We start from the raw sequence: 14,545 nt of genomic DNA, 5'->3' as shown, positions 1-14,545 counted from the left end.
AACAGGCTCGCATCTTTGATCAGCTCGGCTGAACATTAGGCAAGCTAATGAAAATGCGGTTTTAGTTTGCGATCTTTGCGCTTCGGAATAACGATGGGCCGAGCCGAAACTGAGGGTCTTTCTTTCCCTAATCTGTTTCGCCACAGCCACGCATTCATGCGAGGTCAGGTGCCCTCATCAGCACGGCGGTGCCCGCAACCAAAACCCAACCCATCTCATGAAAAACTTCCTCACGCCGTTCATCACCTCCTCCGTTTTCCGTCTGTTTCGACTTGCCGGACGACCCCTGCGTGTTCTGTCTGCAATCGCTCTCCCCGGCCTATGGTTGTTTGCCCCTGGCCAAATATCAGCGCAGACCGTAAGTATTACCGGAGATGTGGACCCGTCGCCAGCGGTTTCTCCTATCTGGCCAGTGGGCGGCCCATTGTTTATCGGTGTCAATACCAATGGAACGCTGCAGATCGAAGCAGGCGGAGCGGTCAGCAATACCTTCGGTTACATCGGCGCTTTCTCCGGCAGCACCGGGGAGGTGACGGTGACGGGCAGCGGCTCCCTCTGGGAGAACGCATCAACCTTGGACGTAGGCCTCGACGGCAGTGGAACCCTGAACATCGAAGCCGGGGGCAAGGTCAGCAACACCTCTGGTTACATCGGCTATTTCTCCGGCGGCACCGGGGACGTGACGGTGACGGGCAGCGGTTCCATCTGGGAGAACTCAGATTTGTTGGCAGTAGGCCGCGCAGGCACTGGAACGCTTAACATCGAAGCCGGTGGCATGGTCAGCAATACCCTCGGTTACATCGGCAGAAACGTCGGCAGCACCGGGGAGGTGACGGTGACGGGCAGCGGTTCCCTCTGGGAGAACTCAGATATCTTGGTAGTGGGCAGCGAAGGCAGTGGAACGCTGCAAATCGAAGCCGGCGGCAAGGTCAGCAATACCTTCGGTTCCATCGGCTTTCTTTCCGGCAGCACCGGGGAAGTGACGGTGACGGGAATCGGTTCCCTCTGGGAGAACTCAGCAGCCTTGGCTGTGGGCGAGAATGGCAGTGGAACCCTGAACATCGAAGCCGGTGGCATGGTCAGCAATACCGTCGGTTACATCGGTCTTAACTCCGGCAGCGGGGTGGTGACGGTGACGGGAAGCGGTTCCCTCTGGGAGAACTCAGATTTGTTGGCCGTGGGCCTCTTTGGCAGTGGAACCCTGAACATCGAAGCCGGGGGCAAGGTCAGCAATACCATCGGTTACATCGGTCTTGAGTCCGGCAGCACCGGTGAGGTGACGGTGACGGGCAGCGGTTCCCTCTGGGAGAACTCAGGAATCTTGGATGTGGGCTTCATCGGCGACGGAACACTGAACATCGAAGCCGGGGGCAAGGTCAGCAATACCGAAGGTTACATCGGTTTTAACGTCGGCAGCACCGGGGAGGTGACGGTGACGGGCAGCGGTTCCCTCTGGGAGAACTCAGCAGCCTTGGATGTGGGCTTCATCGGCGACGGAACACTGAACATCGAAGCCGGTGGCATGGTCAGCAATACCGAAGGTTACATCGCCCATGAATCCGGCAGCACCGGGGAGGTGACGGTGACGGGGATCGGTTCCCTGTGGGAGAACTCAGAAATCTTGTTTGTGGGCAACGTAGGCAGTGGAGCCCTGAACATCGAAGCCGGTGGCATGGTCAGCAATACCACAAGTTTCATCGGCTATCTCTCCGGCAGCACCGGGGGCGTGACGGTGACGGGGATCGGTTCCCTGTGGGAGAACTCATCAACCTTGTATGTGGGCACACAAGGCAGTGGAACGCTGAACATCGAAGCCGGCGGCATGGTCACTAGCACCGATGTCACTCTGGCCGTTATCGGTGCCACTAGCAAAGGCACGCTGAATCTCGATGGCAGCGCCCTTAGCCGTGGGGTGCTGGAGACGGCTTACGTCACCGAAGGCTCCGGCACGTTGGGCGGCAAGATCAACTTCAACGGCGGCATCCTGCGCGCGACAGGCGATGAAAGTAACTTCCTGAGAAACTTCGAGTCCGGTGATGTGGAGTTCCTCATCGGCGGGGCCTTCTTCGATTCCCAGCAGCATGAGATCGGCATCTCCACCATTCTGACAGGCGGAGGTGGACTGACCAAGCTGGGCACGGGAACACTCACGCTCACCGACTCAAACACCTACTCCGGCGACACCGCAATCAACGGCGGCACCCTCATCGCCAACAACACCATCGGCTCCGCCACCGGCACTGGCGCTGTCTCCGTCAACAACGGCGGCACGTTGGCTGGCGACGGCTTCATCACCGGCATCGTCACCATCCAAAACGGCGGCACCCTCGCCCCGGGCCTCAGCCCAGGCACCCTCAGCCTCGGCGAACTCGTCATCGAACCCACCGCTTTTCTCTCCTTCGAACTCGGCACCCCCAACGTCATCGGCGGCCCCACCAACGACCTCGTCGATGTCGTCCAGGACCTGCAAAGCTCCGGCTCCACCGGCGACCTCACCCTCAACGGCGGCACCTTCGACATCTTCTCCCTCGGCGGCATCGGCACCTATACCCTCATCGCCTGGGACGGCACCCTCACCCAGACCGACACCCCCACCATCGGCCTCTGGCAGGCAGGTTACCTCTTCGAAGGCGGCCTCGTCGTCGACGAAACCCTCAAGGAAGTCCAGCTCACCGTCACCACCGACGGCCTGCAATTCTGGGACGGCAGCGGCACCAGCGCCGACGGCATCCTCACCGGCGGCCCCGGCACCTGGAACCTCACCGACACCCAATGGACCAACAGCGACGGCAGCGCCGCCAACGCGACCTGGCAGGACGGCTTTGGTGCCGTGTTCAGCGGCCTCAGCGGCGGCACCGTCACCCTTAACGACAACATCAACCTCGGCGAACAAGGTCTCCACTTCGTCACCGACGGCTACACCCTCACCGGCACCGGCACCTTCACCATTGATCAACCCGACACCCTCTTCATCATCAACGACGGACTCACCGCCACCATCAACAATCTCATCACCGGAGCTGGCGGCATCGAGAAAAACGGCCTCGGCGAAATCATCTTCACCCAAAATCAAACCTACACCGGCGACACCCTCATCCGCTACGGCACCCTCAGCACCCAAAGCCTCGCCAGCTCCGCCGTGAGCCTTCAGGGCGGGAACTTCAGCCCCGGCGGCATCGGCTCCCCCACCAGCATCCAGGTCGCCAGCCTCTCGCTCGACGGCGGTTCCCTGCTCTTCGACATCGGCAGCGGCGGCACCGACCACATCGAAGTCCTCGACGGCCTCGCCCAGCTCAACGCCCCCACCCTCTTCGCCTTCAACGACACCGGCATCGAGTCCGGCCTCTACCCCCTCATCAGCGGACTCGACAGCGGCTGGGACCTCAGCCTGCTCAGTTGGAACGGACTGTCCATCCCAGAGGGCAACTTCCTCTTCAGCGACGACGGCACCGAACTCTTCTTCCGCGCCTACTTCGACGAATTCATCAGCGGTGCCATCCTGCAAAACAGCCTTCCCGTCGCCACCCCCATCGACGCCAACTTCCAGGTCAACGGCAACGTCCGCACCGGCACCACCAGCGAAAACAACATCGTCAACTCCCTCATCTTCGCTCCCGCTTCCAATCTCCAGGTCTTCAACAACCTCACCATCACCAGCGGCAACTTCACCACCCAGGGCGGCAAAGCCACCATCCAGGGCGGCACCATCCTCGTTCCCGGCGACTTCAACAAATTCGGCCCCGGTATCCTCGACGCCCGCTCCAACTTCATCGTCAACGGCAACGCCTTCATCCACAGCGGAGCCCTCGCCGTCAACGGCACCTTCCAAACCAACCTCCTCCACGTCCTCGGCGGCGGCACCCTCATGGGCAGCGGACTCATCATCGGCGATGTCATCAACAGCGGCACCGTCGCCCCCGGCAACTCCATCGGCACCCTCTCCATTCAGGGCAACTACACCCAAACCCGCAGCGGCAACCTGCAAATCGAAGCCGCCAGCCTCAGCAACCACGACCTCCTCGTCGTCAGCGGCCTCGCCCAACTCTCCGGCACCCTTGAGCTGCAATCCCTCGGTTACCAACCCGAATTCGGCGATCAAATCCCCTTCCTGCAAGCCGGCCGTATCACCGGAACCTTCGACACCATTACCATGCCCGATCCCGACATCAACCGCGGCCGTTTCCTCAACCTTGGCAACACCGGCGTCCTGTTAATCGCCCCCGCCAGCTACACCCTCGTTGCCAACACCCCCAACGAAACCCAGCTCGCCCGTGCCCTCGACCAATGGATCGGCATTGAAACCGGCGACATCGGCCAGGTCACCCTCGCCCTCGACCTCCAACGCGCCGACCAATACTCCCAAGCCTTCGCCGCCATCAGCCCCGCCTACTACGAGGGAGCCCTCTCCACCGCCATCGAACTCAGCCACAACCACAGCCAGTTGCTCCACCAACAACTCAACGCCCGCAGGCTCGCTTACCGGGTCTCCAACGTCCCTGCCATGCCCGAGGCCCCCAGCGCCAAGTCCAGCAAAGACGCCAAGTCCATCGCCCCGCAAGTCCAGCCCGACAACAACGACCTCCGCTGGTCCGCCTGGACCCAAGGCAGCGGCCTCTTCAGCAAAGGCGGCCTCTCCCTTACCCCCGGCGAAGACTTCGAAAGCGGCACCATCCTCGTCGGAGCCGACTACCTCCTCACCGACAACCTCGCCATCGGCCTCTTCGCCAGCTACCAGGAAGGCTGGGGCGACTACGACAATGGCGGTGACATCGACCTCGACGCCACCCGTTTCGGCCTCTACGCCACCTACGACCAGGGCGGCTTCTACGCCAACGCGACCATCGGGGGCGGCCAGACCTCTTTCGACATCCAACGTCCCATCCGCTGGGCCTACCTTGACCGCACCGCCACCAGCAACCCCGACGCCTACGAGTTTTTCACCAGCCTCAGCACCGGTTACGACCTCAAACGCGGCAACTGGACCTTCGGCCCCCAGCTCAGCCTCCAATACAGCAACCTCAGTCTCGACAACACCACCGAGGGCGGTGCCGGAGCCCTTAACCTCCGCCTTGACGACCCACAGATGGAAAGCCTGCGCACTTACCTCGGCGGTCGCATCGCCTACACCATCCAGGTCAACGACCGCTTCGCCATCATCCCCGAAGTCCGCGCGTTCTGGCAGCACGAATACCTCGACGGCGGCTCCGTCAACGCCACCCTCGACAGCGGCAACGGCCCCTCCTTCACCCACACCTTCAGCAATCAGGAAAAAGACAGCTTCTTTCTCGGTGCCGGCCTGGGGTTCCAAATGGGCACCCGCTTCTACGCCAACCTCTACTACAACCTCGACCTTTCCCGTCGCGACGAAGAAAACCACACCGTTTCCATCAGCGCCACCATCAGGTTCTAGCCCAACACCTATCAATCCCCACCCCAACCATCCACTTGCACTCTCGCCCGCTTGTTGCATCCTAGCAGGCTCCATGTCCGACGACGCCACCAACTTCTACACCTCCTCAGCCAGCCAGCACAGCGACCAGCCTGCCAAGGGCCATACTTACAAACAGGCCGGCGTCGACATCCGTGAAGCGGCCGCCATGGTGGGCGACATCGGCCAGCTCGTCAAACGCACCCAGAAACAACGTCAGCTCGCCGGTGCCTTCGGACTCTTCGCCGCCGCCTACGACCTCAGCGCTTACAAACACCCGGTCATCGTCACCGGTTGTGACGGCGTGGGCACCAAAATCGAGCTCCTGCTTGAGCACGACCTTCTCGAAAACGCCGGCAAAGACCTGGTCGCCATGAACGTCAACGACGTCCTCACCACCGGTGCCGACCCCATCCTGTTTCTCGATTACGTCGGCATCGGTCGTCTCGACAAGGAAAAAATCACCCGCTGCATTGCCGGCATGGTCGATTACCTCGAAGCCTGCGGCTGCATCCTCGCCGGCGGCGAAACCGCTGAAATGCCCGGGATGGTCCCTGAAGGCGTCATCGAATTGAGCGGCTTCGCGATCGGAGCCGCAGAAAAAACCAGCCTCCTCAACCCCGCCTCCATCCAGCGCGGCGACCTCCTCATCGGCTTCCCCAGCGCCGGATTTCACGCCAACGGCTTCAGCCTCGTGCGCCGCGTCATCGAAGCCGAAAAACTCTCCTTCAGCAGCACCGAATGGAAAGCCCTGCTTGCTCCCACCCTCCTCTATCACGAAGAGGCCAACGCGCTGCGCAAAAACGTCCCTTCCCTCCGCGCCATGTCGCACATCACCGGTGGCGGACTCCCTGAAAACCTCGGACGCATCCTCGTCTTCGGCGGTCATGGTGCCCAGATCAAACTTCCCAAATGGGAAAACGAAACCGTGCAAAAAGTGCTCGCCCACGTCGATCCTGCCGACGCCCTGCACACCTTCAACAGCGGTTTCGGCTGGGTCGCCATCGTCGGACCCGAAAACGCCGAAAGCGCCCTCGCCTGCGGCAAAGGAGCCGTCGTTCTCGGCCAGATCAACAACCTCGGCGAAGTCCAGATCGAGCACGTTTAAGTCCCTGAATATCGGATGACCGACCCAGGCAGAGCGCTCTTCCGCGCGCTCATGGTTGGTTTGTTGCGACAGCCCTTCACTATCTTGTTCATTTGATGCCTTTCGAGGCCTCAATGACCACAAAAACATCGCTGTTGAAGCGTGATCCAGATACCATGGCCAGGTTATTACAATTTTGTAATCCCCTGACTGCCATGAGTTTACGCCCTTCCTCCTTACGTTCTGCCGTCGCAGGACTCAGTTTTTTGATCATGCCACTGCTGAGCTTTGGCCAGATCAACAAGGCCAATAATACTGACAGTCTGAACCTTGGCACCAGTTGGACGGGCGGCGTTGTGCCGAACAGCACCCAGATTGCCCAGTGGAACAACACCGTCACTGGTCCCAACACTACCAGCCTTGGCGGAAGCCTTTCATGGCTCGGACTCACGATTGCCAATCCAAACGGACTGATCACCATCAACGGCACCGCAGGTCAAACGCTCACTCTTGGCACCTCTGGCATCAACATGGGCAGCGCCACCCAAAACCTTACGATCGCTGCGGACGTGGTGGCAGGCGGAGCCCAAACCTGGAACATCAACTCGGGCAGAACCCTCAACCTGGATGGCAGCGTCTCCGGTGCCGTCGGGGCCAACATCACCAAAAGCGGCCTGGGCACCGTCATTCTCACCGGGGCGAACTCTTATCTTGGATCCACCTCGGTCACCTCGGGTGCCATGACCCTCAGCGGTGTCAACGGCGCTCTCACCACCTCGGGATTATCCCTCAGCAATGGCTCCACATTCACCCTCGCCAACACCAGCGCCGCCAACAACACCAATCGCTTCAGCGACACCGCCTCCATCACCTCCAATGGCGGTTTTATCGTCTTTTCCAACAATGCGGGCGCGGTCAATTATTCCGAAACCATCGGTGCCCTCAACCTCAACTCCGGTTCCACCATCCTGACCACCGGTCAGGCCGCTGCTTCACAAACTTCCGTTTTAACCTTCGATTCTCTCAATCGCACCGGCAGTTCCATCATCAACTTCAGCGGTGCCGGACTCGGAGCAGCCGACGCCCGCAACCGGGTGTTGTTCACCAACGGTCCCACGCTTACCAACGGCATCATCGGCACATGGGCGCTCTACAATAATTCCGGGTTCGCCGGATACGACGCCGCCAATGGCATCATCCTTGCCGCCACCACGGACATCGCTGCCCAAGGCCCCACCAGTATCATTCCCAACACCCCAGCTGCCAACGTCCGCATCAATTCTGCCGGCACGACTGGCAGCATCACCCTGGCCGATCCTACGGTCACCACCATCAACACGCTGACCCATGTCCAGAACACCGCTGCCACCATCAATACTGCCGGGAAGACCCTCAGCGTAAATGCCGTCATGACCGGCACCGGCGGCAACAACCTCACCATCGGCACGGTCGCCAATGAAGGATTTCTGACCACCGCGACTCCCGGAGGTGAATTGCTCTTCATCAACGCTACAGGAAGCACCCAAACCATCAACGCCGTCATCGCCGACAACACCAGCGCCTCCAGCTTCATCAAGATGGGCACCGGTGCGGGCATCACCCAGCTCCTCGGCACCAACACCTACACCGGACAAACCATCCTCCGCGAAGGTTACCTGCGCATCCGCAGCAGCGTGCTCTCCGGCGTCAGTGGCCCCTTGGGCAATGCCACCAGTGCCATCCTCATCGGCGACGCGGGCTCTCCTTCCGGCGTGCAGTTCGGCAACAACATTTACTTCGAGGTCCAGCCCATTGGTGACGCGGATGCGCTGACCATTTCCCGTGACATCGACTTCTCCCAAACCAATGCCGGTCTTTCACGCAGCCGGTTCCGCTTGATGAGCAACAACACCGGAGGACTCGACACCAGCACGCTGACGCTTTCGGGCAACATCACCGTCGCCGGAACCAACCGGGGCGGCACCGAATTCATGATCGACCGCGTCGGCCAGACGATCAACTTCACCGGCAACATCTCCGGCTCTGGTGCCATCTATCTGCAAGGCCTCAATGGAAGCGCCGCCGCCACCGATGGAGCCTCCAACGGCACTTTCCGCTTCTCGAATGTCGCCAGAAATTTCACCAGTTCCATCATCGCCACCCATGCCAATGTGGTCATTGACGGGGTGGTTGGAGCCACCGGCACCGACAGTCCCATCGGCAGGCAAGCCATTGCTCTCAGCGACGGCAACGGCGGCAACATCATCCAGACAGGTGGCCGTTATGCCATGCGCTCCATCTTCCTTGAAAATGCCGGCAACAGTTATGCGAGGGACATGGCACCGGGCGGAGGTTCCGCCGTTACCACCGCCGCCTACGGCACCGGCTCGACCAACCTCATCAATGGCTATCGTTTTGGCGGATTGAACACCACCGGCAACGTCACCTTCAGCGGAAACATCACCCCACAAAATGTCAACGTCAGCGTCACCGGCACCGCTGGTGGCAGCGCGGGAACCAATCCCAATGCCATTGTGCACAACGTCGCCCTGATCGCCGCCACCGGCGGAAGCACCACTTTCTCGGGCGTCATTTCCGGCTCCACCGCACCAACTCTCGGGGCCGCCACTGGCGGAGCTGCCGCAGCAGGCAACAACACGCGCATTACCATCAACCAGTTCCGCAACCACACCAACCTGGATGAAAATGTCGATGGCATCGCCGATCCAGGCGTCGCCAATGCGCTTGTCGGCACCGCCACCGATGGCACGGTCATTCTCACCAACGCCAACACCTACGGCGGCGGCACCGAAGTGCTCGGCGGCACGCTTCTCGTCAACAACACCACCGGCAGCGGCACCGGCACCGGCGCGTTCAGCAACGTCATCGGCAGCACCCTCGGCGGCACCGGCCGACTCGCCCCCACCGGCAACAATCTCATTTCCATCGCCGGCAACCTCGCCCCGGGCCTCAACACCCTGATCGGCGGCATTGGCTCCCTCACCCTTGCCCCCACCGGCGGAGACGTCGTCTTTGCCAGCACCAGCACCGCCGCCTTCCAACTCGCCACCAACGGCCTCCACGGCTACACCGTCACCTATGATGGCGACGGACTCATCAGCACCCTCTCCGGCACCTATCTTGGTGGTGGCAACGACCGACTCCTCTTCACCGGCGGATCCGCCGCCAACAAACTCGACTTCACTGCCATGGGTTCCGCCGCTTTCGACGTGACCTTCGCCGATGGATATGTCCCCGTCGCCAACGATCTGTTCGACCTCATCGACTGGACCAACTCCAGCGGCACCGGCACCCTCAACAACCAGGCATCTGCCATGCTCGGACTAAGCGTCTCCCAACTCGATTTGCCAACCTTGTCCGGCAACCTTGCCTGGGACACCAGCAAATGGACCAGCCACGGCGTGATCGCCGTCTACAACGTAATCCCGGAGCCTTCACGCGCATTGCTGGTGCTCATGGGAATGCTGGCGGTCATCCGTCGCCGTCGCCGATAGAGTCGTTGACCCGGTTGATCCATACCCCAACTCAGGCACCGTTAACCGACGGTGCTTTTTTGTTTTTCCATGCGGCCATCCGGCCCACAGCCCCCTTCCTTTCACGCGCGAAAAATCCTGTGCCGAAAAAGAGTCAAATAACACCAGTTAGAGGCACGACCACCTCCCCCTGAAGGCACACCTCACGCTTTAACCAACGGCGCTTACTCCCCTTGCGCCCATGAAATACACCTCCCCTAGTCAATGGTTCACGCCTCTCCTCATCATCATTCTGGTCCTGGCCGACCACACCACTGACCTGCCCGCCCAGGCCACTTCCTGGACCGGTGCCACCAGCAACTCCTGGGCAACCGCCACCAACTGGTCCAACGGCGTCCCCAGCATCGTTTCGGGCACCCCGTCCGACGTGACCTTCGGCAGCGGCAATGCCACTGCCCTCACCTTGGGGGACGGAACCTACTACCTCAACAGCCTTCAAGTCAATGGAACCAGCGTGAACTACGGCGTGAACCTCAAACAGTTCGGCAGCACCGGCACCATCGTCTTCCAGTCGGCCACCGCCGGGACCAATGCCATCCTTAACTTCCGCTCGTTGAACACCACCGCTCCCAACATCGAAACCCAACGAGATCTCGGGCTTTCCGCCAATCTCCGTCTCGACAGCAACGTCACTCTTACTCATACCTCAAGTGGCGGAACCACCGTCACCGGCGGTTCTGCGTTTCGACGCGTTTATCTCGACGGAATCATCTCCGGTGACGCGGGCATGACCATCTACGGCTCCTCCTCCTCCGCGACCCGCGCCATCCTGTTTCGCAATCACAACACCTTCGCGGGCGATGTCTACTTCCAAAACGGCTACGTCACCCAAACCTATTCCGATGGTCTCGGTGCCGCCGACAAAACCATCTATTTTGGTGGCGGTGCCGCCTCAGCCCCCTCCATCACCTGGGACTTGCAGGCCAACACCAACAACACCCCCATCGCCTACCACCTGGACCTTGCCAACCTTCGCCCCACCCAAACGGTGCTGATTCAAGCCGGTTCCACCCAACGTCAGCTCGAATTCACCGGCAACATTACCGGATCATCCACCCGCGAGGTGGATCGACACGTCCTGCATCTGATTTCACAGGTCAACCAACAGATGATCTTTAGTGGCGAAACCATGGATTTTGCCGGCCGCGTGCTGGCCCGCTATGGAAGTGAAATCGTTGTCGCCAACAGCAATGTCGATGGCGTCGCGTGGGAAAATGTCTCTGAAGTTTTCTGGAACGAAAACACGGCCGCAGGCACCCACAACTCCGCTTTTCTTCTCCGCGGCAATCACACCTTCAATGGCAACATCACCATCGCCGATGTCACTCAGGTCGGCACCGAAACCGACCGCCACAGCATTGGACAAATCAACCATCAAGGCACCTCTTCCGACGCCATCTTCAACGGCAACATCAGCGTGTTGGAGAAAGACTTCAATCCGACCGACAAAAATCTTCAAGGTCTCAACCTCGTCTCCGAAAGCGGCGGCAGCGCCACCTTCAATGGCAACATCGCCGTCGTCGCCGCCAAAGGCATGAACATCAACTATAAGGTGAATGAAACCAGCAGCGCCGCCCCCCTCAACTATTACGAAACCAATCCCACCGGCACGGTGACCATCAGCAATACCGCCCGCGTTGCAGGCACCCTCGGCGGCACCGACACCATCGGCCTCACTGAAGTTCACAACGGCACCTTGCAAGTCAACAGCGACCACTTTTACAGTGATGTCACTGCTCGCAGCGGTGCCCGGATTGCCGGAACCGGCAAAATCACCGGCAACGTTTCCGTGCTCAGCGGCGGCATGCTTGCCCCCGGCTCCGGAACCACCAACCCGGCTTTCGTCAGCAACATTGGCACCCTTGAAGTCACCGGCAACGTCAGCCTCACCGGCAGTGCCATGATCCTGTTCCAGGCAAATGAGGCGTCGTTCAACGTGTTGGACATCGCCTCCATCCCCACCCTGGACAGCTCGATCCTCACCCAGGTGGGCGACCACGATTTCCTCTCCATCGGCTCTGATCTGAGCATCGCGCAATCCGGCTCTCTTCGACTCCAACTCGCCGACAACTACACCGCTGCCTATGGAGACGTCTTCCATCTCCTCGATTTCAACAGCCTCACCTCCACCGTGGCCACCCCCGCCCTTTGGAACCTGCCCGATCTCTCCAGTCAATCGCTGTTCTGGAACTTCACCTACTTCGAAAGCCACGGCCTGATCGTCGTCGATGCACCACTTATCTGGAGCGGTGCCGCCGACCCCGATGACAACCTCTGGTCCAATCCCGACAACTGGACCTCCACCACCCCCAGCACCAACGCCAATGCTCCGTCCAACGTCGTGTTCGCCGGCAACGACCTCAACATCGACACCCTCTCATTGAATGGAGAAACCTATTATCTCAACAGCCTCACCGTTCAAAAAGCGGAATACAACTCCGGCAACGACTTCGAGAAAACCCTCGCCAGCGATGGGACCCTGGTTTTCAAAACCGTCAACGGTCTGAATCCCTCCTTGACCTTCTACTCAGCGGACAACCCAACCACCGCGCCGGCAGCCGTCTCGCCGCGTAACCTCCGCATCGCCGCCAACATCGTGCTGGAAGACGACACCACCATCACCCGCATCAGCAGCAGTGTTGGCACCGCCGCCACCAACGCCCAACGCCGGGTCTACTTCGATGGCCTCGTAAGCGGTGATGGCGATCTCTACATCGACCCCGCCAGCAATTCCAGCGCCGGCATGATCGCCTTCACCAACCACAACAACTTCACCGGAGATGTCTATTGGAAAACCGGTTATGTCCTGCAAAATTTTGCCGACGGTCTCGGCGATTTCGACAAAACCATTTTCTTCGGCGACGGCTCCGCCTTCACCTGGGATCTCACCACCGCCACCGCCAACCTTAATGCCGCCAATGAAGTCACCGCGGTCGGCTACAACCTCAATTTCCTCACCACCGGGACCCGCTCCGTTCTCATTCATACTGGTTCCACCAACCGGCAACTCGTTCTCTCCGGCGACATCACCGGCGGAAACGCCACCACCACCGTGCAACTGATCTCGCAGAGCAATCATCAACTCATCTTCACCGGTGAACAGATGGACTTCACCGGCAACGCCCGCATCCGCTACGGGTCCGAAGTCGTCCTCGCCAACGCCAACGCCTCCGGAGTCGCCTGGCAGAACGTGGCGCAGATCCTCTTCAACGAAGTGCCCACCAACGCGAACCACAACAGCGCCTTCCTGCTGCGTGGAAACTACACCTACAACGGCAACATGGTCATGAGCGACACCGCCGAACCCTCCACCAGCGATGCGCTCAAAAACGGCATCAGCATCGGCCAGATCAACCACGAAGGCACCTCCCACGACGCCACCTTCAACGGCAACATCAACATCCTTGAAGACGACTACGCCGTGCTCAACCTCGTCTCCGAAAGCGACGGCAGCGCCACTTTTAACGGCAGCGTTTCAGTGACCGGAACCAGAGGCATGACCGTCAACGAACTCATCAACAGCGCCAGCAGCTTCTACGAAACCGCGCCCTCCGGCACCGTGATTTTTAGCGCCACTTCGCGACTCGCCAGCACCGCCGCCGGAACCGACTCTATCGGACTTTCTGTCATCCGCAACGGAACCCTCATCGTCGACACTCCGCATTTCTACAGCGATGTTGAAATTGACCCCGGCGCCACCCTCGGCGGCAAAGGCACCATTACCGGCAACGTCTACGTGTCCACCGGCTCGCAACTCAACCCTGGCGGCAGCAACAACTCCCCCATCGGTGCCCTCTCCATCGTCGGCAATCTCGACCTCGAAAGCAAAATGCTGGCCACCGATCCTTCCTCCGTCACCCTTGATGTGCGCGGTGCCACCTTCAACATCGGCAGCACCGCCGAAGCCGACATCACCACCGTCTTCGCCAGTGAGCTGCAATCCGTCGGCGATCACGATCACCTCACCATCACCGGTGCCTTCACCATCAATGACGTTCGCTCCATCACCGTCAACTTCCTCGACAACTACCTGCCCAACACCGGCGACGCCTTCAACCTGCTCGACTTCGGCTTTCTGAACCTGGCAAATTCCGATGTCAATCAAGAGACCATGTGGGACCTTCCCAATCTCAGCGAACTCAACGCCTCATGGAGCTGGAACTACGACCTCGCCGCCTCCCACGGCGTCGTCTACATCATCGTGCCCGAACCCCAGCGCGCTCTGCTTCTCATCCTTGCCGTGGTCTGCCTCGTCAGCCGCAGACGGCGTCGGCTCCAATAGACCCAGTCCGCTCCGCATCTGCATTGCTGGCCGCCTTCGTGGTCTAGCAATCGTTCGGACAACGCCATGAACGCATGCGCCAAAGCCTCCGGCATGGCGCATTTTTCATTCTCAAATGAGGCCACCTGCCGCCTTAATTCTCGGCAACCGAAGACTCGACCGTGCGGCCATACGTCCATCGCATCGAATCCCACTCAAAAAGTCCATCTTTCAGT

The 14,545-nt window shown here is 60.2% G+C and carries 5 protein-coding genes; 4 read left to right on the top strand and 1 reads right to left on the bottom strand.

Translation table 11 applies throughout. The features are described 5' to 3' along the window. Window positions 1-217 precede the first annotated feature (217 nt). Both FEM03_RS03660 and purM read left to right on the top strand, forming a co-directional pair. On the top strand, window positions 218-5,410 hold the full coding sequence (locus tag FEM03_RS03660; protein WP_138084816.1) for an autotransporter domain-containing protein: 5,193 nt from the start codon (window positions 218-220) through the stop codon (window positions 5,408-5,410). Between the two features lie 73 nt (window positions 5,411-5,483). Then, a complete protein-coding gene (gene purM, locus FEM03_RS03655; RefSeq protein ID WP_138084815.1) occupies window positions 5,484-6,536 on the top strand; it encodes a phosphoribosylformylglycinamidine cyclo-ligase in 1,053 nt (350 codons plus the stop codon). 88 nt (window positions 6,537-6,624) lie between these two features. Here purM and FEM03_RS24270 read toward each other — a convergent pair whose 3' ends face one another. Then, window positions 6,625-6,789 carry a hypothetical protein gene (locus FEM03_RS24270; RefSeq protein ID WP_166442602.1) on the bottom strand — a complete coding sequence of 55 codons (165 nt, stop codon included), beginning with the start codon at window positions 6,787-6,789 and terminating at the stop codon, window positions 6,625-6,627. On the opposite strand from FEM03_RS24270, the gene FEM03_RS03650 reads away from it, so the two are divergent. After that, window positions 6,788-10,009: a beta strand repeat-containing protein gene (locus tag FEM03_RS03650; RefSeq protein WP_166442601.1), complete on the top strand. Its 3,222-nt coding sequence runs from the start codon at window positions 6,788-6,790 to the stop codon at window positions 10,007-10,009. The two genes, FEM03_RS24270 and FEM03_RS03650, sit on opposite strands and share 2 nt — an antisense overlap. A gap of 220 nt (window positions 10,010-10,229) precedes the next feature. Next, window positions 10,230-14,330, top strand: coding sequence for a beta strand repeat-containing protein (locus tag FEM03_RS03645; RefSeq protein ID WP_138084813.1), 4,101 nt, complete (start codon window positions 10,230-10,232; stop codon window positions 14,328-14,330). Window positions 14,331-14,545 lie beyond the last annotated feature (215 nt).

This window comes from Phragmitibacter flavus, from assembly GCF_005780165.1.
Lineage (GTDB): Bacteria > Verrucomicrobiota > Verrucomicrobiia > Verrucomicrobiales > Verrucomicrobiaceae > Phragmitibacter > Phragmitibacter flavus.
The sequence above is the reverse complement of the archived record's forward strand: the minus strand, read 5'-3'. Positions and strand labels throughout refer to the sequence as shown.

Coding starts and splice junctions, on each gene's coding strand:
- FEM03_RS03645 (WP_138084813.1), top strand. CDS start 10,230: ATGAAATACACCTCCCCTAGTCAATGGTTCACGCCTCTCCTCATCATC.
- FEM03_RS24270 (WP_166442602.1), bottom strand. CDS start 6,789: ATGATCAAAAAACTGAGTCCTGCGACGGCAGAACGTAAGGAGGAAGGG.
- FEM03_RS03660 (WP_138084816.1), top strand. CDS start 218: ATGAAAAACTTCCTCACGCCGTTCATCACCTCCTCCGTTTTCCGTCTG.
- purM (WP_138084815.1), top strand. CDS start 5,484: ATGTCCGACGACGCCACCAACTTCTACACCTCCTCAGCCAGCCAGCAC.
- FEM03_RS03650 (WP_166442601.1), top strand. CDS start 6,788: ATGCCACTGCTGAGCTTTGGCCAGATCAACAAGGCCAATAATACTGAC.